Raw genomic sequence first — 21,855 nt, 5'->3', positions numbered from 1 at the left:
CGACCTGATGGTGCTGCTGGTCGGCTGGGAGATCATGGGCATCTGCTCGTACTTCCTCGTCGGCCACTACTGGGAGACCGAGGCGGCCCGCTCCGGCTCCCTCAAGGCCTTCCTCGTCACCAAGCTCGGCGACGTCCCCTTCCTCATCGGACTGTTCGCGCTCGCCGCCGACGCCGGCTCCTTCCGGATCACCAAGATCCTCGGAACCGTCGCCGCCGGCGGACTCGACCACCCGACGCTCATCGCGCTGCTCCTGCTCGCCGGCGTCGCAGGCAAGTCCGCGCAGTTCCCGCTCCACACCTGGCTGCCCGACGCCATGGCCGGCCCCACCCCGGTCTCCGCGCTGATCCACGCCGCGACGATGGTCGCCGCCGGCGTCTACTTCATCGCCCGCCTGCTGCCGGTCTTCACGGCCTCCCGGGCCGCACTCGTGGTCATGGCCGTCATGGCCGCCGTCACGATGATCGGCTCCGGCCTCGCCGCCCTCGCCCAGGACGACATCAAGCGCGTACTCGCCTACTCCACCGTCGGCCAGCTCGGCTACATGACCGGAGCCCTCGCCGTCGGCGACCGCGGCGCCGCCGTCTTCCACCTCCTGTCCCACGGCGCCTTCAAGGCGCTCCTCTTCCTCGGCGCGGGCGTCATCATCCACGCCGCCGGAACGAACTCCCTGGCCGCCATGTCCCGCATGGACGGCCTGGCCAAGCGCATCCCCGACGCCTTCTGGACGATGACGGTCGCGCTGCTCGCGCTCGCCGCCATCCCGCCCTTCGCCGGCTTCTTCTCCAAGGAAGCCGTCCTCGTCGCCGCCGAGCACGCCGCCGGCGGACACTCCGACCTCGCCCCCGGCGCGGCCGGCTGGATCGTCCTCACCGCCGGAGTGCTGACCGCCCTGCTCACCGCCGCCTACGCCACCCGCCTGTGGCTGATGGCCTTCCGGGGCCGCGGCGCCGCAGCCCCCGACCACGGCAGGGAACCCGTCGCCATGACCGGCGTGCTGTGGCTGCTGGCCGTCCCCTCGACCGCCTTCGGCCTCGCCGCAGGCCCCCTCGCCGACTGGTTCGACGGCGAGGAACTCACCCCGTCCGTGACCACCTCGGTCCTCGGCACCGGCGCCGCGCTCATCGGCATCGTGCTCACCTACGGCCTCTGGCAGCGGGCCACCGCCCGCGCCGCCGCCGGGATCCGCAACGGTGCCGCCGTGCCCGCGTCCGTCGCCGCCGCCGAATCCGCCGCCGAGACCCCCGAGGTGGCCGAGGTGACCCACGACCACCCCGCCGTCCCGGCCACCCCCGCGGCCGACCCCGGCCGGGCCCTCCTCGGCCCGCTGCACCGCCACGCCGCCGACGGCTTCCACCTCGACGCCGTCTACGACCGGCTCTTCGTCCGCCCCACCCGGGCGGCCGCGGGCCTGGTCCGCTTCCTGGACCGCGAGGTCGTCGACACGTACGTCCGCGGCGCGGGCACCGGCCCCCGGCTGCTCGGCAGCCTCGTCCGCCGGGCCCAGACCGGCAACGTGCAGAGCTACCTGAGCGCCCTGCTCGCCGGCGCCGTGGTCCTGGCCGTCGCCACCGCCGTCCTCGCCAACGTCAACGCCGGATCGTGAGCCGAGAGTCAGCCGTGATCGATATCAGCCCGTCCGTGATGCAGTTCCTCCTGGCGTTCACCGTGGCCGCACCGCTCCTCGGCGCCGTCGCGGCCCTCCTGCCGGCCCCGCCCGGCCTCAAGGGCAAGAGCCCCGGACAAGCCGTGCTCCGCCACGGCGTCACCGTCACCGGAGTCGTCCTCGCCGCGGCCGTCGCCCTCACCCTGGGCTTCGACCACGACGCCCCGTCGCGCTTCCAGGCGACGACGGACATCAGCTGGATCCAGGCGCTGAACATCCGGGTCCACCTCGGCATCGACGGCATCTCGCTCCCCCTCCTCCTGATGACCGCGCTGCTGTTCTTCCTCTGCGCGGTGTACAGCTACTTCAAGCTCCCCGAAGGCCCCTCCCCGAAGGCCTTCGTCGCGCTGCTCCTCGTACTCGAGTCCGGCACCCTCGCGACCTTCGCCGTGCTCGACCTCATGCTCTTCTTCCTCGCCTTCGAGATGGTCCTCATCCCGATGTACTTCCTCATCGCCCGCTGGGGCGGTGCTCAGCGGCAGGCCGCCGCCTGGAAGTTCATCCTCTACACGCTCCTCGGCTCCGTGGTCATGCTGCTCGGGCTGCTGCTGATCGGCCTGAACAGCGGCACTTTCGACATGGTGGCACTCGCCTCTGACAACGGCCGCGGACTGAGCCACACCACCCAGCTCCTGGCCGTCCTCGCCATCGGCACCGGCCTCGCCGTGAAGACCCCGATGTGGCCGCTGCACACCTGGCTGCCCGACGCCCACACCGCCGCCCCCACCGTCGGCTCCGTCCTCCTCGCCGGCGTCATGCTGAAGATGGGCACCTACGGGTTCGTCCGCATCCTGCTGCCCGTCACCCCCGACGGCATGCACACCTTCGCCCCCTACCTGGGCGCCTTCGCCGCCGTCGGCATCGTCTACGGATCCCTCGCCTGCCTCGCGCTGACCCGCAAGAACGGCAAGGGCGACCTCAAGCGCCTCATCGCGTACTCCTCCGTCGGACACATGGGCTTCGTCCTCCTCGGCATCGCCTCCATGACCCCCACCGGCGTCAACGGCGCGCTCTTCGCCAACATCGCCCACGGCCTGATCACCGGCCTCCTCTTCTTCCTCGTCGGCGCCCTCAAGGACCGCTACGGCAGCAGCGACCTCGACACCCTCGCCGGAGCCACCGGCGCCGCCCTCTACGGCCGCGCCCCCCGCCTCGGCGCCCTCCTCGCCTTCGCCGCCGTCGCCTCCCTCGGCCTGCCAGGCCTGGCCGGCTTCTGGGGCGAGATGCTGGCCCTCTTCGGCGCCTTCGACCCGGCCGAGGGCCTGTCCCGGCCCGCGTTCCTCACCTACATGGCCGCCGGCGCGTTCGGCACCCTCCTCACCGCCGCCTACCTGCTGATCGTCGTACGCCGCGTCTGCATGGGCGACCCGAAGGCCGGCCCCGAGATCACCGTCGCCGACGTCCAGCGCTACGAGTTCGCCGCCTGGACCCCGCTCGTCGCCCTCACCGTCCTCGCCGGCCTGTGGCCGGCGGTCCTCCTCGGCCTCACCGACCCGGCCGTACAGAAGCTCCTCGCAGGAGGCAACGCATGACGGCCACGACGGTCCTCGCCGCCGACACCCCCAGCCTCGTCCAGTCCGTCGACTGGCTCGCGATCGCGCCCGTGGCCGTCACCGCCGCCGTCGCCGTGCTCGTCCTGGTCGCCGACCTGTTCATGCCCGAGGCCCGCAAGCAGGTCCTCGGCTGGACCTCCGTCGCCGGCCTGGCCGCAGCGACCGCGCTCCTGCTGCCGCTGCGCGCCGGCGACCGCACCACCTTCTGCCTCACCACCGACCCGGCCGCGTGCAGCTACACCGCCGACCACTTCACGCTCGTCGTGCAGTTCCTGGTGCTGGCCGGAGCCCTGGTCACCGCGCTGCTGTCGGTCACCGCGGTCCGCGACGCGCGCACCCCCGCCGGCGAGTACTGGTTCCTGCTGCTGTCCTCCGCCGCCGGCGCCGCCCTGCTGCCCGCCTCCCGCGACCTCGCCACCCTGATCGTCGCCCTCGAAGTGGCCTCGCTGCCCGCCTTCGCCCTCGTCGGAATGCGCCGCGGCGACCGGCTCTCCTCCGAGGCCGCCCTCAAGTTCTTCCTGTCCTCGGTCACCGCCACCGCCGTCTCCCTGATGGGCGTCAGCTTCGTCTACGCCGCCACCGGCTCCCTGCACCTCTCGCAGGTCGCGGGACGGCTCGAAGAGGTACCCGGGCAGCTCGACACCCTCGCCATGGCGGGCGTCGCCCTCACCCTCGTCGGCTTCGCCTTCAAGACCGCCGCCGTCCCCTTCCACTTCTGGGTCCCCGACACCTACGTGGGCGCCCCGCTGCCCGTCGCCGGATACCTCTCGGTGATCGGCAAGGCCGTCGGCTTCACCGGCCTCATCCTCGTCACGGTGATCGCCTTCCCCGCGTACTCCGACATCTGGGGCCCGGCCCTGGCCGTCCTCGCCGCCCTCACCATGACCCTCGGCAACGCCGCGGCCCTGCGCCAGTCCGCCGACCGCGCCCACAGCGCCGTACGCCTCCTCGCCTGGTCCTCCGTCGGCCAGGCCGGCTACCTCCTGGTCCCGATCGCCGCGGCCGCGTACACCGACCGCGACCAGATCGGCTCCACCGTCGCCTACGCGCTGATGTACGCGGCCGTGAACCTCGGCGCCTTCGCCGTGGCCGCCCTGGTGGCCCGTACGAAGCCGCTGCACCGGATCAGCGACTACCGCGGCCTGTACGCGGAGCGCCCCGCCGCCGCCCTCGCGATGGCGTTCTTCCTGCTCTGCCTGGCCGGACTGCCGCCGGGCGTCATCGGCCTCTTCGCCAAGGTCGCCGTCTTCCGGTCGGCCGTCGACGCGGGCCTGGGCTGGCTGGCCGTGCTCATGGCCGTCAACGTCGTCGTCGCCCTGTACTACTACCTGCGCTGGACCGCGCTCCTGTTCCGCACCCCGGAGCCGGCGCCGGAGGCCGCCGGGGACGCACCCGCCCGTACGAAGGCGCCCTGGCCCGTCGCCGCCGCGATCGGCCTCACCGCCGTGACCGCACTGGTCCTCTCGGGCGCCCCGCAGCTCGTCCTGCGCTTCGCCTCCGGCACCCTCTTCCCGCTGTAGCCCTCGCGGCCGCGCCTGGCCACAGCGGCTCACCCGTACGGAGTAACGCCCGCCGCTGCCCCCCGGCCCGTGCCACGGGGGCAGCGGCTCCGCCGTGCCCTGGGAACCAGACGCCGCCACCTCGCGTTGACCAGGAAGGGAGGGTCCACTGGACCGAAGTCCCTCAGATCCACGACGGGGCTCCCCTGCCGCACCACTTGGAGGGCGTACCGTGCACCGCCGGCACAACGGGCTGAAGACCGCCGTACTCCTCGGCGGGCTGTCCGCACTCATCATCCTCATCGGAAGCTTCTTCGGACGGGGCGGCCTGATAGTCGCCGTCCTCGTCGCCCTGGGGACGAACGCCTACGCGTACTGGAACAGCGACAAGCTGGCTCTACGCGCGATGCGCGCCCGCCCCGTCAGCGAGTTCGAGGCCCCCGAGCTCTACCGCATGGTGCGCGAGCTCTCCACGTCCGCGCGCCAGCCCATGCCCCGGCTCTACATCTCCCCGACCGAGGCCCCCAACGCCTTCGCGACGGGCCGCAACCCGCGCAACGCCGCCGTCTGCTGCACCGAGGGCGTCCTGCGCATCCTCGACGAGCGCGAGTTGCGCGGGGTCATCGGGCACGAGCTGAGCCACGTCTACAACCGCGACATCCTCATCTCGTCCGTCGCCGGAGCACTCGCCTCCGTGATCATGTTCCTGGTCAACTTCGCCTGGCTGATCCCGGTCGGCCGCTCCAACGACGACGAGGGCCCCGGCATCTTCGGCATGCTGCTCATCATGATCCTCGGCCCGCTGGCCGCGTCCGTGATCCAGCTCGCCATCAGCCGCTCCCGCGAGTACGAGGCCGACGCGTCCGGCGCCCAGCTCACCGGCGACCCGCTCGCCCTGGCCAGCGCCCTGCGCAAGCTCGACGCCGGCACCAAGCAGCTCCCGCTGCCCCCCGAGCCCCGCCTGGAGACGGCGAGCCACATGATGATCGCCAACCCGTTCCGGCCCGGCCAGGGGCTCTCCAGGATGTTCTCGACCCACCCGCCGATGGCCGAGCGCATCGCCCGGCTCGAACAGATGGCAGGACACAGCCGTTGAAAACCATCCTGAACGTCATTTGGCTCGTACTCAGCGGGATCTGGCTGTTCCTCGGCTACTGCGTGGCCGGCCTGATCCTCTGCGTCACCATCATCGGCATCCCCTTCGGGATAGCCGCCTTCCGCATCGCCGTCTACGCCCTCTGGCCCTTCGGCTACACCACGGTCGAACGCCACGACGCGGGCGCGCCGTCCTGCGTCGGCAACGTCCTGTGGCTGGTCCTGGCCGGCTGGTGGCTGGCCCTCGGACACATCGTCACCGGCCTCGCGCTCTGCGTCACGATCATCGGCATCCCCTTCGGCATCGCCAACTTCAAGATGGTCCCCCTCTCCCTGCTCCCCCTGGGCCGCGAAATCGTTCCCACCGACGCCCCCTTCGCCTCCCGGTGACGGCGGCCCCGCGCTTCGCCCTGTGGGGCGAGGACGAGGACCACGAGGACGAGCAGCTGTGGGCGCTGTGCGAGGACGCCGAGAACCTCTTCGCCGAACCGCCGGAGCCCCTGCGGCGCAGCTACGAGCTGCGCGGATTCACCGCGGAGACCGAACTCCCGGCCGCGCTGGGGTTCCTCGTACTGCAACCGCTCCACGAGCACGGCGATCCCACGCCGGAGTGGTACCTGGAGGACGCCCGGGTCCTCAGCACCCGCGTCCGTGGCGCGTGGCGGGACGTGACCGTCGAGGCCGTCCGCTCCGACCACCAGCCGCCCCGCCCGGCGGGCGCCGCCGCGGCCGCGGGCTTCGGCCTGTCGGACCACCAGGACCGGCTCCTGGGCCACTTCCGCGACCTCGCCGAGGTGACGTCCGCCGAGGAGCCGCCGCCGCACACCGTGCGCCTCCTGGGGTGCGCGGTGCAGGGGCCGCTGCTCGACGTACTGGAAGGCCGGGAGGAGCGGTCGCTCGGCTACCGGCACCTGGACGCCCTGGACGCCTCGGGCGGGCTCCTCGCACGGGCGGGACACCCGCACGTCGTCGACTGGCAGCCCTCACCGCGAGGGCCGGGCCTGTACGACCTGACCGTGCACATGGACCCGCAGCCGCCCGTCGTCGCCGACATCTGGCCCCTGTGGCACGAAGGCCTCCCGGCCGTCCCCAACCTGTGGGCGGGTTTCGACGGCACCGGCCGTGAGCTCTGGCTGGACCCGGCCCTCGCCCACCCCAGGGGGCCGGACCGGCCGGCCGGAGGCACCTACCACCTCGACGGGAGGCACGTCACCGACGCCGAGGGCTTCTTCTGCGCCCTCGGCGAGGCCGTCAACGGCCCGGGCGGCTACTTCGGCCGCTGCCTGAACGGCGTCGCGGACGCCCTGTGCGGCGGATTCGGAGTCACGAAACCCTTCACCCTCGTCTGGCACGACCACGAGGTGGCCCGCCGCAACCTCGGGCCCCAGCCGCTGGTCCGGCCCCCCGCCACCTTCCACGACCTCCTCGAATTCCTGGCGGAGGAGCGCATCGAGGTCGTCCTGGCCTGAGTTGTCCACAGGCCCGGGCGACTGTCAGTGGGGTGCGCCACCATGAACACGTGAACGAAACCGAGCAGTTGCCGGAGCAAGTCGCCAACCGCGTGCGCGCCTCCGCGCGCGAACACGGCCGAGTTCAGCTCCCGGTGCGGGGCCTGAGCCCGCCCCGCACCCCGTAGACCAGCACGCCCACCGCCAGCACCGCCGCGCCCGAAACCGCCGACGCGAAGGGCAGCGTGCACGCCAGCACCACACAGCCGGACAGCCCGACCGCTGCCACGGCCCGGTCCTTGACAGCTGAACCGAGAGTCCACGCGGAAGCGTTCGCGATCGCGTAGTAGACCAGAACTCCGAAAGAGGAGAAGCCGATCGCGCCCCGCAGATCGGCGGTGGCCGCGAGCACCGCCACGACCGCACCCACCGCGAGCTCCGCGTGGTGCGGCACCTGATGCCGGGGATGTACGGCCGCCAGCGCGCGCGGCAGATGACCGTCCCGGGCCATCGCCAGGGCCGTGCGCGACACCCCGAGCACGAGGGCCAGCAGAGAGCCCAGCGCGGCCAGCGCCGCGCCCGCCCGGACGACCGGGGACAGCCCGGGCCACCCGGACGCGCGCACCGCGTCGGCCAGCGGGGCGGCCGACGCCGCCAGACCACCGCTGCCGAGCACCGACAGGGCCGCCACCGCCACGGCGGCGTACACCAGCAGCGCGATCCCCAGAGCGAGCGGCACCGCGCGCGGGATCGTGCGCCGCGGATCACGCACCTCCTCGCCCAGGGTGGTGATCCGGGCATAGCCCGCGAAGGCGAAGAACAGCAGACCCGCCCCCTGCAACAGCCCGGTGACCTCCCAGTCCCCGGCCGCCAGAGCGCCGGAATCCGCCGTCTCGGAGGTCAGGCACACCACGACGACCCCGGCCAGCACCGCCAGGACCGCCGCCACGATCAGCCGGGCGATCCGGGCCGACTTCTGCACCCCGCCGTAGCCCGCGGCGGTCAGCGCCACCACCGCCGCGACGGCCACCGCGTGCTGCCGCCCCGGCCACACGTACGCCCCGACGGTCAGGGCCATCGCCGCACAGGAGGCCGTCTTGCCGACCACGAAGGCCCAGCCGGCCAGGTATCCCCAGAAAGGGCCGAGCCGTTCGCGACCGTAGACGTAGGTCCCGCCGGACGCCGGATACCGGGCGGCCAGCCGGGCCGACGACCAGGCGTTGCAGTACGCCACCAGGGCCGCCACCGCGAGGGCGGCGAGCAGCCCGCCGCCCGCCGCACGCGCCGCCGGGGCGAGGGCGGCGAAGATCCCGGCGCCGACCATGGCGCCGAGTCCCACCACGACGGCGTCGGAAACCCCCAGGGTGCGCTTCAGCTCGTTGTCCACGGGCGGAGGGTAGCGGTGCCGGGCGAACGGGCCGGATGACCGGCTAACCGACGCCTTCGCGGCCCGGGAGCGGCACCCGCCCCCGCTCCCACCCCTCCAGGGCGGTCAGGCAGGCGTGGTCCAGGTGCCGCAGCCCGCTGAGGTCCAGCCGCACCGACGGCCCGTGCGGCAGCGCCTCCAGCGCGTCCAGCAGCTTCGGCAGCCGCAGGAAACTGGCGTTCCCCACGACCCGGACGCACAACTCGTCGCCCTCCCACGCCTCCTCGATGTGCACGTGCGAGGTCTCCCAGGCCGCCTTGGCCACCGCCAGGCCCAGCCCGATCAGCACCCCCTCGAAGAGGCTGGTGGCCACGATCGAGACGGCGGTCACCACCAGGACCACCGCCTCACCCCGGTGCGTCCGCCACAGGGCCGCCACCGCCCGCGCCGGCAGCAGCTTCCAGCCCGCGTGCAGCAGCACCCCCGCGAGCGCGGCCAGCGGAACCACCTCCAGCACCTGCGGAAAGGCCACCGCGAACAGCAGCAGCCAGCCGCCGTGCATGATCCGGGCCGCCCGGGTACGGGCCCCGGCCTCCACGTTCGCCGAGCTGCGCACGATCACGGCGGTCATCGGCAGCGCCCCGAGCAGCCCGCACACGGTGTTCCCGACGCCCTGCGCCACGAGTTCGCGGTCGTAGTCGGTGCGCGGCCCGTCGTGCATCCGGTCGACGGCCGCGGCGCTGAAGAGGGTCTCGGCGGAGGCGATCAGCGAGAGCGCGAGCACGGTCCCGACGGCTCCGACCGACCCCAGCACCCCGAAGCCGGACCATCCCGGCGGCGCCACCGCGTCCAGCACCCCCGTCACCCGGACCTTCTCGACGGGCAGCCGCAGCACCGCGGCCAGGACGGTGGCCGCCGCCACCCCGACCAGCGCGCCCGGCACGAGCCGGGCCCGGGCCGGCACCCGGCGCCAGAGCACCAGGACGGCGATGGTCCCCGCGCCCAGCGCCACGGCGGCCCAGTCCGCCTGCGCCCCGAGCTCGTGCACCGCGGCCATCTTGGCCAGGGTCTTGCCGGGCGCCTCCACCCCGCCCACGGCGTAGAGCTGCCCGGCGATCAGCACGAGCCCGATCCCGGCCAGCATCCCGTGCACCACGGCCACCGAGATCGCCCGGAACCACCGCCCGAGCCGCAGCACCCCCATGGCCAGCTGGAGCACCCCGGCGGCCAGCACCAGCACCCCGAGGGCGGCCGGTCCGTAGCCGTGGACGGCCTCGTAGACCAGCACCGTCAGCCCGGCCGCGGGACCGCTGACCTGGAGGGAGCTGCCCCGGAACCAGCCGGTCACCAGCCCCCCGACCACCCCGGTGACGATCCCCAGCTCGGCCGGTACCCCCGAGGCGACGGCCACCCCCACACAGAGCGGAAGCGCCACCAGGGCGACGACGACGGACGCGCCGAAGTCCGCTCGGAAATTGCCGGCCCCGGGCATGCGGGAACCCCCTCGTCACACGGTGATGGATGTCACCCAGCGTGGTGGGCGCACCCGCCGCCGCCTAGTGACCACCGGGAGGCCGGGCAGGAGCACGCGCCGCTCACGCCCCGCACACACCTTGCGCTCCCCGCCGGGCGCCCATGACGAAGGGCACAACGCGGGCGGCCGCCGGTGTGCCCGGCGATCCGCCCCCGTTGTGCCCCACGGGTCCGGTCAGTGGCGCGGTCGCGCCTCAGCGGTGGTTCAGCGGTAGTTCACGAACTGGATCGCGAAGTCCAGGTCCTTGCCCTTGAGGAGGGCCTGGACGGCCTGGAGGTCGTCGCGGCTCTTGGAGCTGACGCGCAGCTCCTCGCCCTGGACCTGGGCCTTGACGCCCTTGGGGCCCTCGTCCCGGATGATCTTCGCGACCTTCTTGGCGTTCTCCTGGGAGATGCCCTCCTCGATGGAGGCGAAGATCTTGTACTCCTTGCCGGACAGCTGCGGCTCGCCGGCGTCCAGCGCCTTCAGCGAGATACCGCGCTTGACCAGCTTGGTCTCGAACACGTCGAGGACGGCCTTGACGCGCTCCTCGGAGACCGCCTCCATCAGGATCTTGTCGCCGGACCAGGCGATGGTGGCGCCGGTGCCCTTGAAGTCGTAGCGCTGCGAGAGTTCCTTGGCGGCCTGGTTGAGGGCGTTGTCGACCTCCTGCCGCTCGACCTTCGAGACGATGTCGAAACTGGAGTCGGCCATGTGCTGTGGCTCCTTGAAGTCGGCTGTGATGGGCCCCGGAGGGCCGCGGCCGGACATCCCCGGACCGCTCCGCAAAGCCTAGCCACCACGCCCACGTGGGGCGCTGATCAATCCGGTGGCGAACCACCCCCGAGCATCGGGTATCGTTTACGTCGTTGCCAGGGAACAACGCCGGAAGGCGGAGGAAACCGGGCGACGTCCCATGGCGGTGTGCCCGAGTGGCCAATGGGAGCGGACTGTAAATCCGTCGGCTTAGCCTACCCAGGTTCGAATCCTGGCGCCGCCACGCGAGTGGAACCCCCGTTCATCTGCGGAAACGCAGTGGACGGGGGTTTCTTCGCATACCCGGCCCCGGATACCCGGGGCACGCCCGGACCGGGGCCCGGTTCAGGGCCGGGGAGCGGTGACCGTCAGGTGGTAGGTCGTGTCGATCCAGAAGCCGTTCGCCGCCGCCGCCTCGACCTCCAGGACGAACTGGCCCGGCGGGAGGGGTTCCAGGGCGCACCACAGCCCCCAGGCCACCTGCGGTATCCCCCTCAGCGGGAAGGGCTTCGAGGAGAACTCGCTCAGCTCCAGCGGAGAGCTGTTCAGGGCCGCCGAGGCCCGGGTCACCTCCAGCCGCCACGGCTTGGTCAGGAAAGGCACCGCCGCCCGCTTGGTGTTCAGCACCGGGAAGAACAGCGGACGGCCCGACGGGATGCTGCACCGGCGCACCACCCGGCCGCCGTAGGTCCCCGCGAGGAACCACAGGTCCCGGGGCTGACGCCACCCGGCGTACGCCCCCGTCGTGTCCCCCACCGGACTCTCCTCGTCCGGCGCGGACAGGGCCCACCGCCACCACCGGGCCGCGAGCCGGCCGCCCTCCGCCGCGCTGACGCGCCACTCGCCGTCGCCCATGCCCCACCCCGGAACCCCGTACGGCCGCCCCCTGCGGCCGATTTCGGGGTGACCCTATCGGCCCCCCGCCCAGCACCGAAGCGGTCGGCCGGTCGTTTCACGCGGCATGACATGGACTTCGGACAAACACGGCAAAGCCGGAGGCGGCGTCCTGCTCGCCCTGCTCGGCGCCGGCATTCCCGCCCTGGTCGGAGCCGCGCTGCACGGCCCCACGGGGGAGCCCTACCGGGAGACCCGGCTGCACTTCGCCGCGCAGCGCCCCGACGGCCGGGAACCCGTCGGCAAGGGGGAGTTCACCCGGTTCCTGGACCGCGAGGTCACCCCCGCCTTCCCCGAAGGGCTCACCCTCCACGACACGTACGGCCAGCGGCGCGGCGACGACGGCGCCATCGTCCGCGAGGCCGGCTACGAGGTCGTACTGCTCTACCCCCGGAAGGAGGCCGACGAGCGCGGCGCCCGCGTCGAGCGGATCCGCCGCCAGTACGAGAAGCAGTTCCGCGAGCACGCGGTCGGCCGCTCCGACGACGAGGTCCAGGCCGGTTTCTGACGCCCGGTCGGGCCGGCCCGCCGGCCCGCCGACCGGCAGCCCGCGCCGACCGCACCCCGCGTCAGTTGCCCGCCACGTCCTTCACGGCCACCGAGACCGGCGCCGAACCCGAGACGAGTTCCAGCGTCAGCCCCGCCGTCGCCGGAGTCTCGACCAGCTCCGCGAGCACCGCCGCCACGTCGTCGCGCGACACCGGACCCCGGCCCGTCCGGGCCTCCAGCCGCACCAGCCCCGTACCGGCGTCGTCCGTCAGCTGCCCCGGACGCAGCACCGTCCACTCCAGCCCCAGCCGGGTCCGCAGATGGTCATCGGCGTCGCCCTTCGCCCGCAGGTACTCGTCGAAGACCTCCTCGCCCTCGTGCCGCGGGTCGGCGCCCATCGTGGAGACCATCAGGAAGCGGCGTACGCGCGCCCGTTCGGCGGCGTCCGCGAACAGCACCGCCGCGCCCCGGTCCACGGTGTCCTTGCGCGCCGCACCGCTCCCGGGACCGGCCCCGGCGGCGAACACCGCCACGTCCGCGCCCTGCAGGATCCCCGCGACGTGCTCGACCGAAGCCGACTCCAGGTCGCACAGCACCGGTTCGGCACCGGCCTCCCGCAGGTCGCCGCCCTGCTCCGGATCACGGATGACGCCCGCGACCTCGTACCCGCGCGCGGCGAGCAGGCGCTCCAGCCGCAGCGCGATCCGACCGTGTCCACCCGCGATGACGATGCGCATGTCCCGACCGTACGACGAGCCGCCCGCCCCCGCCCGCGAACACCCCGCGAACCGCTACGGCCCCGGCTCCGTACGGCCCTGCCGGGGCAGGTCCAGGGCCACGGCGACCGCCGAGTCGCAGTACTCCCGCACGGCACTCGTACGGGCTACCACCCGCCCCCGGTGGATCACGATGCGGCTGTACGCCAGCGACAGCACCCCGGCGATCCGGTCCCCGCGCACGGCCAGCAGCTCCGCCGGGAAGCCGGCCTCCACCCGCACCTCCGGCAGCCCCATGGCCTCCCGGGCGGCCGTACTCACCGTCTCGTACGCCTCGCCCGCGCGCAGGCCACCCTGGGAGGCCAGCAGGTACGCGGCTTCGAGCGGGTCGCCCCGGCCGACCGGGTTCCCGGCGTCCCGCAGCGCCCCGCTGCCGGCCGCGACGCGGACCCCGGCCGACCGCAGGAGGCGGACGGGGGCGGTGCGCAGCCCGCGGCGCTCCAGGGCCGCGCAGTCGCCCTGCGGCAGGCAGGTGACGCGTACGCCGGCGGCGGCGAGCCGGTCGGCCGCGCGGGTGGCCGAGTCCAGCGGGAGCCGGGACAGGCCGCCGCACGGGCCGATGGTCACCCCGGGCCGCATCCCCCCGGCCATGGCCGCCAGCCGGGCGAGCCTGCCCGGGTCGTCACCGTCGGTGTGCAGGTCCACCGGGCAGCCGTGCTCCGCGGCCAGCTCCAGGACCGCCTCCAGGAAGCCCGTCGGGTCGGGGTCGAGGTCGGGACAGCCGCCGATGACCGAGGCGCCCATCTTGACGGCGTCGCGCAGCATGGCGAGCCCGTCCGCGCCGGCCACCCCGGTCAGCAGCCGGGGGACGGCCACCGTGGTCAGGTCCGCGAGCCCGCGCAGGGAGCGGCGGGCCTGGAGCACGGCTTCCATCGGCCCCAGCCCGTGCACGTCGCCGATCCGGACGTGGGAGCGCACGGCGGTGGCGCCGTGCCCGAGCTGGAGCAGGGCCGCCTCGGTGGCGCGGCGCTGCACCTCGTCGGGGGTGTACGAGACCGGCCCCTCGCCGTCGGCGGTCAGCGCGGTGTCCCCGTGCGCGTGCGGCTCGGCGGGCGCCGGCAGGAGCAGGTAGCCGCGCAGGTCCACCCGGGACAGGGCGGGGGCGGGCAGGCTGCCCGTGGTGCCCACGGCCTGGATGCGGCCGCCGCTGAGCCGGACGTCGACGGTACGGCCGTCGGTGAGCCGGGCCCCGGTGAGCAGGAGCCCCGTGGCCTCGGGGACGGATCCGCCGACCGGATTGCGCGGGGAGGGGGAGGGCTGCTGCGGCTGGCTGTCGGACATCGCGCTCCTGCGGTGGCTCGGGCGGTTCCTGTGCCGTGGCCGCAGCCGGCGGCCCAAGATCACGCAGCGTGCTCAGAGCCTAGGGCGCGGGGGTCCCGGGTTCGCGGAAGAGCGCAATAGTCGTACCGGTGTGGCCCCGGCCCGCCCCGGGCGCGTACGCGGAGACGGACACCGGGCAAAGGGGGGCAGGAGCGGGTCCGGGATGTGACCCCGGGCACAAATGGGCCGTCGTGTGGCCCGGGAGCCTTGTGGAATGTCCCTGGCGAGAGCTTCGGAGGCCAGTCCCCCCAAAGGATTTGGGCGATCGGCTGGCAACCGTGTAATGTCTTCCTCGCTCGCCCCAATAGCTCAGTCGGTAGAGCGTCTCCATGGTAAGGAGAAGGTCTGCGGTTCGATTCCGCATTGGGGCTCTGGTGAGAGAGGTTCCCCACCCTCGGGTGGGGAACGGATCTCATCAAAGCGGCGTAGCTCAGTCGGTAGAGCAAGCGGCTCATAATCGCTGTGTCACCGGTTCAAGTCCGGTCGCCGCTACACCCAGTAGCCGATTGCGGGGTCGGTCTCCCGATCGGCTACTCTTTTATGCGTTCATCCGTCCCAATCCGTCAAGGAGCACTCACGTGGCTGCCACCGACGTCCGCCCGAAGATCACGCTGGCCTGCGTGGAGTGCAAGGAGCGGAACTACATCACCAAGAAGAACCGGCGTAACAACCCGGACCGCATGGAGATGAAGAAGCACTGCCCGCGCTGCAACTCGCACACCGCGCACCGCGAGACCCGCTAGTCACTGGCGAAGTCTCAAATACAGGCACCGTCATGAGGTCGTCCCCTTCAAGGGGGCGGCCTTGTGTCGTTTCCGCGCCGGATCTTGATCAGGTGCGCGGTACGCCGGACCGGGTGCGGCCGGAGTACTCGATTCGTGCCGCCCACAAACGTGCCCCTTCAACGTGTCCCTGCAACAGGAGGCAGTGAGCCATGGCCCTCGATCAGACCTTCGTGGGGCGGACCTACCCGCCCACCGAGCCGTACGAGGTCGGCCGGGAGAAGATCCGCGAATTCGCGGTCGCGGTGGGTGACGAGAATCCCGTCTACACCGATCCCGAAGCCGCCAAGGCGTTCGGTCACCAGGACGTGATCGCCCCGCCGACTTTTGTGTTCGCCATCACGTTCAAGGCGGCGGGCCAGGTCGTCGAGGACCCGCAGCTCGGGCTGGACTACAGCCGCGTCGTGCACGGCGACCAGAAGTTCGCGTACGTCCGCCCCGTGCGGGCGGGTGACCGGCTCACCGTGACCTCCACCATCGAGGCCGTGAAGTCCCTCGCGGGCAACGACATCATCGACATCCGCGGCGAAGTCCACGACGAGTCCGGCGAGCACGTGGTGACCGCATGGACCAAGCTCGTGTCCCGCGCCCCCGAGGAGGCCTGAGATGACCGCGCAGATCCACTACGCCGACGTCGAGGTCGGCACCGAGCTCCCGGCGGCGTCGTTCCCCGTGACCCGCGCCACGCTCGTCCGCTACGCCGGCGCCTCGGGTGACTTCAACCCGATCCACTGGAACGAGAAGTTCGCCAAGGAGGTCGGACTGCCGGACGTGATCGCGCACGGCATGTTCACCATGGCCGAGGCGATCCGCGTGGTGACCGACTGGGTGGGCGACCCGGGCGCGGTCGTCGAGTACGGCGTCCGCTTCACCAAGCCGGTCGTCGTCGCGAACGACGACCAGGGCGCGCTGATCGAGGTCACCGCGAAGGTCGCCGCCAAGCTGGACGACAACCGCGTACGGGTCGACCTGACGGCGATCAGCGCCGGCCAGAAGGTCCTGGGCATGTCCCGCGCCGTGGTGAAGCTGGCCTGACCCGCGGGCATGCCGCCCGGCGGGTATGCCGCCCGGCGGGGCGGCGGCTGCGGCGTGGCGGCTGCGGCGCGGGCGGGCCATCTCCCCGTCGCGGGGTGCAGGTGGGGCGGTGGTTGCCCACCCGCCTGCCCGGGTGTGGGGTGGTGGGGTGGGGAGCGGTGTCCCCTCGGGCGGTGTCAGGGCTGGTTTGGGGGTTTCCCGGCAGTCTTTCGGCTTTCCGGGGCGGGACGGTCGGTCAAGGGTGGCCGAAGGCCATCGCGAAGCGACGCGAACGCAGTGAGCGCCCTTGAGGGACCGGCCCGACACGGAAGGACGATGGGACTGACGGGAAGCCCCCAAACCGGCTGTGAGGCCGCCCCGCCGTACCCCCGCCCCCGGTACCCCGCCCGGCATCCGCCCCCGCCCCGGCGAAACCCCGCCGCACCCCCCGCCCAGCCCCGCCCCGCCCACCCCTTGACCAAGTTAGTGATTGAGTACTAACTTACAACCATGGCAAGGATGAGTGCGGACGAGCGGCGCGAGAGCGTCATTCGCGCGGCGATTCACGAGTTCGCGCGCGGCGGGTATCACGGGACCTCCACCGAGGCGATCGCCAGGCGGGTCGGGGTTTCGCAGCCGTATCTCTTCCGGCTCTTCCCCGGCAAGCAAGCCATCTTCCTCGCCGCCGCCGCCCGCTGCATCGAGCGGACGCGGGACGTGTTCGCCCGGGCGGCGGACGGGCTCGTGGGGGAGGAGGCGGCGAAGGCCATGGCCGAGGCGTATCAGCGGCACATCACCGAAGACCCGCAGGTCGTGCAGATGCAGCTCCAGATGTACGTCACCGTCGCCGCCGCCGAGGCGGCCGGTGACCGGGAGTTCGGCGAGCTCGTACGGGCGGGCTGGCTGGAGCTCTGGGACACGGTGCGGGTGCCGCTCGGCGGGGACGCCGGCGAGACGACCACCTTCATGGCCTACGGCATGCTCATCAACACCCTCACCGCGATGGGCTTCCCGCCCGGTCACCGGATCTGGGAGGGGTTCCACACGAAGCCCGAGCCCCAGCCCGAGCCCCGGCCCGAGGCGTAGCTCCACCCCCAGCCACCACTGACGGCTCCGCCGTCTTTTTCTGCCCGTGAAAGTTAGTCAGCAATAACTAACAAACCTCAGGGGGAACCGTTGACCCAGCAAGCAGAAGCGAAGCTCCGCCGGCCCGCCGTGTGGGCGCTCGTGCTCACCGGGGCCGCCAGCTTCATGGCCGCGCTCGACAACCTCGTCGTCACCACCGCCCTCCCCGCCATCCGCGCCGACCTCGGCGGCGGGCTGGAGGACCTGGAGTGGACGGTGAACGCCTACACGCTCACCTTCGCCGTCCTGCTGATGTTCGGCTCCGCCCTCGGCGACCGGTTCGGCCGCCGGCGGCTCTTCATCGCCGGTCTCGCGGTCTTCACCGGCGCCTCCGCGGCGGCCGCGCTCTCCCCCGGGATCGGCCAGCTCATCGCCGCCCGCGCCGTCCAGGGGGTGGGAGCTGCGGTCATGATGCCGCTCAGCCTCACCCTGCTCACCGCCGCCGTTCCCGCCGCGCGGCGGGGGATGGCCCTGGGGATCTACGGAGCCGTGAGCGGGCTGGCCGTCGCGAGCGGCCCCCTCATCGGGGGCAGCCTCACCGAGCACATCTCCTGGCAGTGGATCTTCTGGCTCAACGTTCCCGTCGGCCTCGCCGTGATCCCGCTCGCCCGGCTGCTCCTGGCCGAGTCCACCGCTCCCAACGCCCGTCTCGACCTGCCCGGCACCCTCCTCATCAGCGGCGGCCTCTTCGCCATCGTCTACGGCCTGGTCAACGCCAACGCCGACGGCTGGACCAGCGCCCCCGTCCTGACCGGCCTGATCGCGGGCGCCGCCCTCGTCGGGGGCTTCGTCCACCACGGCTTCCACAACGCGAACCCGATACTCCCCATGCGGCTCTTCCGCAGCCGGGGCTTCTTCGGGATCAACTTCGCCAGCCTGCTGATGTACCTCGGCATGTTCGGGTCGATCTTCCTGCTCAGCCAGTTCCTCCAGGGCGTCGCCGGCTACTCGCCCACCGAGGCGGGCCTGCGCATGCTGCCCTGGACCGGGATGGCGGTCCTCGTCGCCCCGATCGCGGGGGTGCTGTCCGACCGGATCGGCGGCCGGCCCGTCGTCGTCGCCGGGCTGGGCCTGCAGGCACTCGGGCTCGGCTGGTTCGCGGCGATCCTGAGCGCGGACGTCTCGTACGCCGCCCAGCTCCCCGCGCTCGTCCTCAGCGGGATCGGCATGTCCCTTTACTTCGCCCCCGCCAACAACGTGCTCATGTCCACCGTGGCCCCCGCCGACCAGGGCAGGGCGTCCGGTGCCAACAGCGCCCTGCGCGAGGTCGGCGGCGCCCTCGGAGTCGCGGTCCTGGCTTCCGTCTTCTCCGCCCGCGGCGGCTACGAGACCCCGCAGACCTTCACCGACGGCACCGTCCCCGCCCTGTGGATCGGCGCCGCCGCGGTGGCCCTGGCCGCCGCCCTCGCCCTGCTCCTCCCGCGCAGGGCGAAGACCGCCCCGGCCGCCGCGCCGGCTCCGCACCCCGCCCCCGTCCCCGTCCGCGCCGCCTGACCCGAGAAGGAGACCCCGTCATGCCCGACATCCCCTGGCTCACGACCACCCGGGCCGCCCCCGACGCCGAGGTCTACGTCATGGCCTCCCGCTTCGAGACCGCCACCCTCCTCGGCGCCGTCAGGTTCTTCCTCAGGGCGCCCGGCATCATCGGCCAGATCCGCAAGGCCCCCGGCGCCCACGGCGCGGCCCTCCGCGCCCGCGTCCTCGGCCGGACCTTCCTCACCGTCTCCGCCTGGGAGGACCGGGACGCGCTGTACCGCTTCGCCCGCAGCGAGCCCCACCGCTCCAGCTCCCGCGCCGCCGGCGCCTACACGAAGGAATCCGCCTTCACCTTCTGGACCGTTCCGGCCGCCGAACTCCCCATCACCTGGGCCGAGGCCGAACGCCGACTGGCGGAGCAGAAGCAGGGCTACTGAGTGCCCCGCCGGGATGCGAGGGGGACGGACCGTACTCTTGTCCACGTGCAGGAACTCCACGACGCCCCCCTCGCCCCGCTGACCACCTTCCGCCTCGGCGGCCCCGCGGCCCGGCTGGTCACCGCGACCACCGACGCCGAAGTGGTCGAAACCGTGCGCGCCGCGGACGAGAGCGGTACTCCGCTCCTGGTCATCGGCGGCGGCAGCAACCTGGTCATCGGAGACCGGGGCTTCGCCGGAACCGCCCTGCGCATCGCCACCACCGGCTTCACCCTCGACGGGACGACCCTCGAACTCGCGGCCGGCGAGAACTGGTCCGACGCCGTCGCCCGCACCGTCGAGGCCGGGCTCGCCGGCATCGAGTGCCTCGCCGGAATCCCCGGCTCGGCCGGCGCCACCCCGATCCAGAACGTGGGCGCGTACGGCCAGGAGGTCTGCGACACCATCACCGAGGTCGTCGCCTACGACCGCACCACCGGCGAGACGGTCACCCTGACCGCCGCCGAGTGCGCCTTCCGGTACCGCAACAGCACCTTCAAGGACCAGCCCGACCGCTACGTCGTCCTGCGCGTGCGCTTCGCCCTGGAGGACGCGGGCGGCCTCTCCGCCCCGATCAAGTACCCCGAGACGGCCCGCGCCCTCGGCGTCGAGGCCGGCGACCGCGTCCCGGCCGCCCTCGCCCGCGAGACCGTACTGCGCCTGCGCGCCGGCAAGGGCATGGTCCTGGACCCCGCCGACCACGACACCTGGTCCGCCGGCTCCTTCTTCCACAACCCGATCCTGACCGACGAGGCCTACGCGGCCTTCCTGGCCCGCGTCCAGGACCGCCTCGGCGCCGACACCGCCCCGCCCGCCTACCCGGCCGGCGAGGGCCGTACGAAGACCAGCGCGGCGTGGCTGATCGACAAGGCGGGCTTCACCAAGGGCTACGGCAGCGGCCCCGCCCGCATCTCCACCAAGCACACCCTCGCCCTCACCAACCGGGGCGAGGCCACCACCGAGGACCTGCTGACCCTCGCCCGGGAGGTCGTCGCGGGCGTCCACGCGGCCTTCGGCGTCACCCTCGTCAACGAGCCGGTGACGGTAGGCGTCGACCTCTGACATGCACTGCCCCCTGCACGGGGCCGGTACGGACCCCACACGACTGGTGGGGCGCGAGATCCGCCGGGTCGTCGCGTCCTGGCACATCTGCGAAGGCGAGCGCTCCGAGGCGCCCCTCGACGTCTGGCTGATCGACAGCGTCGGCGAGTGCACGCGCATCACCACGGGGTCCGACCAGTGCCTCATCGTCGAGTGCGCCGAGCCGCACGAGCCGTACGACCTGGGGGAATGGGGCCGGATCGAGGTCGGCGAGGACCTCGGCGAACACCCCTTCCTGCGCCACCTCGGCCAGACCGTCGAATCGGTCGCCGAGTTCGCGCTGCCCGAGCAGGGGCGCACCCACCTGGAGATCGGCTTCCCCGACGGTCACCGGGTACGGGCCGACTGCCACGAGGGCGATCTGCGGCTCACCCGGCCAGCCAGTGCTCGATCCCGTCCAGCAGCTTCGCCTTGACGTCCTCCGGCGCGGCCGACCCGCGCACCGACTGACGGGCCAGCTCGGCCAGCTCCGCGTCCGTGAAGGCGTGGTGGCGGCGGGCGATCTCGTACTGGGCCGCGAGCCGGGATCCGAAGAGCAGCGGGTCGTCCGCGCCCAGCGCCATCGGCACCCCGGCCTCGAAGAGGGTGCGCAGCGGCACGTCCTCGGGCCGCTCGTAGACGCCGAGGGCGACGTTGGAGGCCGGGCAGACCTCGCAGGTGATCTGGCGGTCGGCGAGCCGCTTCAGCAGCCGGGGGTCCTCGGCGGCGCGTACGCCGTGCCCGATGCGGGCGGCGTGCAGGTCGTCGAGGCAGTCGCGGACGGAGGCCGGGCCGGTCAGCTCGCCGCCGTGCGGGGCCGCGAGCAGGCCGCCCTCGCGGGCGATGGCGAAGGCGCGGTCGAAGTCGCGGGCCATGCCGCGGCGCTCGTCGTTGGAGAGCCCGAAGCCGACGATGCCGCGGTCGGCGTAGCGGACGGCCAGGCGGGCGAGGGTACGGGCGTCGAGGGGGTGCTTCATGCGGTTCGCGGCGATCAGGACCCGCATGCCGAGTCCGGTCTCGCGGGAGGCGCTGTCGACGGCGTCGAGGATGACCTCGACCGCCGGGATCATCCCGCCGAGCAGCGGGGCGTAGGAGGTGGGGTCGACCTGGATCTCCAGCCAGCCGCTGCCGTCCCGGACGTCCTCCTCGGCCGCCTCGCGGACCAGCCGCCGGATGTCCTCGGGCTCGCGCAGGCAGTTGCGGGCGGCGTCGTAGAGCCGCTGGAAGCGGAACCAGCCGCGTTCGTCGGTGGCCCGCAGTTTGGGCGGCTCCCCGGCGGTCAGGGCGTCGGGGAGGCGGACGCCGTACTTGTCGGCGAGCTCCAGCAGGGTCGACGGGCGCATCGAGCCCGTGAAGTGCAGGTGGAGGTGGGCCTTCGGCAGAAGCGTGAGATCGCGTACGTGCTCCATCTGGTGATCCTGCCGTATCGGTCACCCGATTGGCAGCGGATTACCTGAACGGGACATTGCCCGAACATGAATCTGACGTACGCCGGAAGGGCCGGAGCGGCGCCGCCCCCGCGGGGGT

At 72.9% G+C, this 21,855-nt stretch carries 22 protein-coding genes and 3 tRNA genes; 18 read left to right on the top strand and 7 right to left on the bottom strand.

From position 1 onward, the window contains the following. The 6 genes from ACZ597_RS05190 to ACZ597_RS05165 all read left to right on the top strand — a co-directional run. Positions 1-1,606 (top strand): NADH-quinone oxidoreductase subunit 5 family protein (locus tag ACZ597_RS05190; RefSeq protein ID WP_471325030.1); only part of this gene is annotated, 1,606 nt, incomplete at its 5' end. A 38-nt stretch (positions 1,607-1,644) separates the two neighbouring features. Next, on the top strand, positions 1,645-3,198 hold the full coding sequence (locus ACZ597_RS05185; RefSeq protein ID WP_471325162.1) for a complex I subunit 4 family protein: 1,554 nt from the start codon (positions 1,645-1,647) through the stop codon (positions 3,196-3,198). After that, a complete protein-coding gene (locus ACZ597_RS05180) occupies positions 3,195-4,739 on the top strand; it encodes an NADH-quinone oxidoreductase subunit N (RefSeq protein ID WP_471325027.1) in 1,545 nt (514 codons plus the stop codon). The genes ACZ597_RS05185 and ACZ597_RS05180 overlap by 4 nt, the downstream gene beginning before the upstream one ends. A 211-nt stretch (positions 4,740-4,950) precedes the next feature. Then, positions 4,951-5,814: a zinc metalloprotease HtpX gene (htpX, locus tag ACZ597_RS05175; protein WP_471325024.1), complete on the top strand. Its 864-nt coding sequence runs from the start codon at positions 4,951-4,953 to the stop codon at positions 5,812-5,814. Beyond that, complete coding sequence (locus ACZ597_RS05170; protein ID WP_471325021.1) at positions 5,811-6,203, top strand: YccF domain-containing protein; 393 nt, start codon at positions 5,811-5,813, stop codon at positions 6,201-6,203. The genes htpX and ACZ597_RS05170 overlap by 4 nt, the downstream gene beginning before the upstream one ends. Further along, entirely contained in the window at positions 6,200-7,282 is a 1,083-nt protein-coding gene (locus ACZ597_RS05165; protein ID WP_471325019.1) for a barstar family protein, read from the top strand. The genes ACZ597_RS05170 and ACZ597_RS05165 overlap by 4 nt, the downstream gene beginning before the upstream one ends. A gap of 124 nt (positions 7,283-7,406) precedes the next feature. Here the strand turns inward: ACZ597_RS05165 and ACZ597_RS05160 are convergent, their stop codons facing one another. The 3 genes from ACZ597_RS05160 to ACZ597_RS05150 all read right to left on the bottom strand — a co-directional run bounded on the left by ACZ597_RS05160 (position 7,407) and on the right by ACZ597_RS05150 (position 10,854). Beyond that, a complete protein-coding gene (locus tag ACZ597_RS05160) occupies positions 7,407-8,648 on the bottom strand; it encodes an APC family permease (protein WP_471325016.1) in 1,242 nt (413 codons plus the stop codon). 43 nt (positions 8,649-8,691) lie between these two features. Further along, positions 8,692-10,119, bottom strand: coding sequence for a SulP family inorganic anion transporter (locus ACZ597_RS05155; protein ID WP_471325013.1), 1,428 nt, complete (start codon positions 10,117-10,119; stop codon positions 8,692-8,694). A gap of 246 nt (positions 10,120-10,365) precedes the next feature. Next, on the bottom strand, positions 10,366-10,854 hold the full coding sequence (locus tag ACZ597_RS05150; RefSeq protein ID WP_470968081.1) for a YajQ family cyclic di-GMP-binding protein: 489 nt from the start codon (positions 10,852-10,854) through the stop codon (positions 10,366-10,368). 204 nt (positions 10,855-11,058) lie between these two features. On the opposite strand from ACZ597_RS05150, the gene ACZ597_RS05145 reads away from it, so the two are divergent. After that, positions 11,059-11,140 (top strand) — tRNA-Tyr (locus tag ACZ597_RS05145). 101 nt (positions 11,141-11,241) lie between these two features. Here the strand turns inward: ACZ597_RS05145 and ACZ597_RS05140 are convergent. After that, positions 11,242-11,751: a hypothetical protein gene (locus tag ACZ597_RS05140; RefSeq protein WP_471325009.1), complete on the bottom strand. Its 510-nt coding sequence runs from the start codon at positions 11,749-11,751 to the stop codon at positions 11,242-11,244. A 106-nt stretch (positions 11,752-11,857) separates the two neighbouring features. Between ACZ597_RS05140 and ACZ597_RS05135 the strand changes: the two genes are divergently transcribed. Further along, positions 11,858-12,298 (top strand): DUF3574 domain-containing protein, encoded by a 441-nt coding sequence (locus tag ACZ597_RS05135; protein ID WP_471325008.1) that lies wholly within the window; start codon positions 11,858-11,860, stop codon positions 12,296-12,298. Between the two features lie 61 nt (positions 12,299-12,359). Here ACZ597_RS05135 and ACZ597_RS05130 read toward each other — a convergent pair whose 3' ends face one another. Together ACZ597_RS05130 and ACZ597_RS05125 are read right to left on the bottom strand one after the other, a co-directional pair. Further along, positions 12,360-13,016, bottom strand: coding sequence for an SDR family oxidoreductase (locus tag ACZ597_RS05130; RefSeq protein ID WP_471325005.1), 657 nt, complete (start codon positions 13,014-13,016; stop codon positions 12,360-12,362). Between the two features lie 54 nt (positions 13,017-13,070). Then, positions 13,071-14,336 carry an amidohydrolase family protein gene (locus ACZ597_RS05125; protein ID WP_471325002.1) on the bottom strand — a complete coding sequence of 422 codons (1,266 nt, stop codon included), beginning with the start codon at positions 14,334-14,336 and terminating at the stop codon, positions 13,071-13,073. Positions 14,337-14,673: 337 nt separating this feature from the next. Here ACZ597_RS05125 and ACZ597_RS05120 point away from each other — a divergent pair. The 10 genes from ACZ597_RS05120 to ACZ597_RS05075 all read left to right on the top strand — a co-directional run bounded on the left by ACZ597_RS05120 (position 14,674) and on the right by ACZ597_RS05075 (position 20,764). After that, a tRNA-Thr gene (locus ACZ597_RS05120) sits at positions 14,674-14,746 on the top strand. Between the two features lie 48 nt (positions 14,747-14,794). Then, positions 14,795-14,867, top strand: a tRNA-Met gene (locus ACZ597_RS05115). Positions 14,868-14,953: 86 nt separating this feature from the next. Continuing rightward, a complete protein-coding gene (gene rpmG / locus ACZ597_RS05110) occupies positions 14,954-15,118 on the top strand; it encodes a 50S ribosomal protein L33 (RefSeq protein WP_007265873.1) in 165 nt (54 codons plus the stop codon). Positions 15,119-15,309: 191 nt separating this feature from the next. Then, on the top strand, positions 15,310-15,762 hold the full coding sequence (locus tag ACZ597_RS05105) for an FAS1-like dehydratase domain-containing protein (protein WP_471324998.1): 453 nt from the start codon (positions 15,310-15,312) through the stop codon (positions 15,760-15,762). A 1-nt stretch (position 15,763) separates the two neighbouring features. Beyond that, entirely contained in the window at positions 15,764-16,192 is a 429-nt protein-coding gene (locus ACZ597_RS05100) for a MaoC family dehydratase (protein ID WP_470968054.1), read from the top strand. 489 nt (positions 16,193-16,681) lie between these two features. Further along, entirely contained in the window at positions 16,682-17,257 is a 576-nt protein-coding gene (locus ACZ597_RS05095) for a TetR/AcrR family transcriptional regulator (RefSeq protein WP_471324994.1), read from the top strand. Positions 17,258-17,347: 90 nt separating this feature from the next. After that, positions 17,348-18,790 carry a DHA2 family efflux MFS transporter permease subunit gene (locus tag ACZ597_RS05090; protein ID WP_471324991.1) on the top strand — a complete coding sequence of 481 codons (1,443 nt, stop codon included), beginning with the start codon at positions 17,348-17,350 and terminating at the stop codon, positions 18,788-18,790. A gap of 20 nt (positions 18,791-18,810) precedes the next feature. Further along, positions 18,811-19,209: a DUF3291 domain-containing protein gene (locus ACZ597_RS05085; RefSeq protein WP_471324988.1), complete on the top strand. Its 399-nt coding sequence runs from the start codon at positions 18,811-18,813 to the stop codon at positions 19,207-19,209. Next, positions 19,210-20,310 (top strand): UDP-N-acetylmuramate dehydrogenase, encoded by a 1,101-nt coding sequence (locus ACZ597_RS05080; protein ID WP_471324985.1) that lies wholly within the window; start codon positions 19,210-19,212, stop codon positions 20,308-20,310. Position 20,311: 1 nt separating this feature from the next. Continuing rightward, entirely contained in the window at positions 20,312-20,764 is a 453-nt protein-coding gene (locus ACZ597_RS05075) for a hypothetical protein (RefSeq protein ID WP_469111620.1), read from the top strand. Here the strand turns inward: ACZ597_RS05075 and ACZ597_RS05070 are convergent. Next, the gene (locus ACZ597_RS05070; RefSeq protein ID WP_471324983.1) at positions 20,718-21,737 is read right to left on the bottom strand and encodes an adenosine deaminase; all 1,020 of its coding nucleotides are present in this window, start codon (positions 21,735-21,737) and stop codon (positions 20,718-20,720) included. The two genes, ACZ597_RS05075 and ACZ597_RS05070, sit on opposite strands and share 47 nt — an antisense overlap. Between the last annotated feature and the right edge of the window lie 118 nt (positions 21,738-21,855).

It is taken from the genome of Streptomyces sp. NPDC040718 (assembly GCF_055593565.1).
The sequence above is the reverse complement of the archived record's forward strand: the minus strand, read 5'-3'. Positions and strand labels throughout refer to the sequence as shown.

Coding starts and splice junctions, on each gene's coding strand:
- ACZ597_RS05125 (WP_471325002.1), bottom strand. CDS start 14,336: ATGTCCGACAGCCAGCCGCAGCAGCCCTCCCCCTCCCCGCGCAATCCG.
- ACZ597_RS05185 (WP_471325162.1), top strand. CDS start 1,645: ATGCAGTTCCTCCTGGCGTTCACCGTGGCCGCACCGCTCCTCGGCGCC.
- ACZ597_RS05085 (WP_471324988.1), top strand. CDS start 18,811: ATGCCCGACATCCCCTGGCTCACGACCACCCGGGCCGCCCCCGACGCC.
- ACZ597_RS05135 (WP_471325008.1), top strand. CDS start 11,858: ATGACATGGACTTCGGACAAACACGGCAAAGCCGGAGGCGGCGTCCTG.
- ACZ597_RS05155 (WP_471325013.1), bottom strand. CDS start 10,119: ATGCCCGGGGCCGGCAATTTCCGAGCGGACTTCGGCGCGTCCGTCGTC.
- ACZ597_RS05100 (WP_470968054.1), top strand. CDS start 15,764: ATGACCGCGCAGATCCACTACGCCGACGTCGAGGTCGGCACCGAGCTC.
- ACZ597_RS05180 (WP_471325027.1), top strand. CDS start 3,195: ATGACGGCCACGACGGTCCTCGCCGCCGACACCCCCAGCCTCGTCCAG.
- ACZ597_RS05095 (WP_471324994.1), top strand. CDS start 16,682: ATGGCAAGGATGAGTGCGGACGAGCGGCGCGAGAGCGTCATTCGCGCG.
- ACZ597_RS05075 (WP_469111620.1), top strand. CDS start 20,312: ATGCACTGCCCCCTGCACGGGGCCGGTACGGACCCCACACGACTGGTG.
- ACZ597_RS05150 (WP_470968081.1), bottom strand. CDS start 10,854: ATGGCCGACTCCAGTTTCGACATCGTCTCGAAGGTCGAGCGGCAGGAG.
- ACZ597_RS05070 (WP_471324983.1), bottom strand. CDS start 21,737: ATGGAGCACGTACGCGATCTCACGCTTCTGCCGAAGGCCCACCTCCAC.
- ACZ597_RS05130 (WP_471325005.1), bottom strand. CDS start 13,016: ATGCGCATCGTCATCGCGGGTGGACACGGTCGGATCGCGCTGCGGCTG.
- ACZ597_RS05105 (WP_471324998.1), top strand. CDS start 15,310: ATGGCCCTCGATCAGACCTTCGTGGGGCGGACCTACCCGCCCACCGAG.
- ACZ597_RS05140 (WP_471325009.1), bottom strand. CDS start 11,751: ATGGGCGACGGCGAGTGGCGCGTCAGCGCGGCGGAGGGCGGCCGGCTC.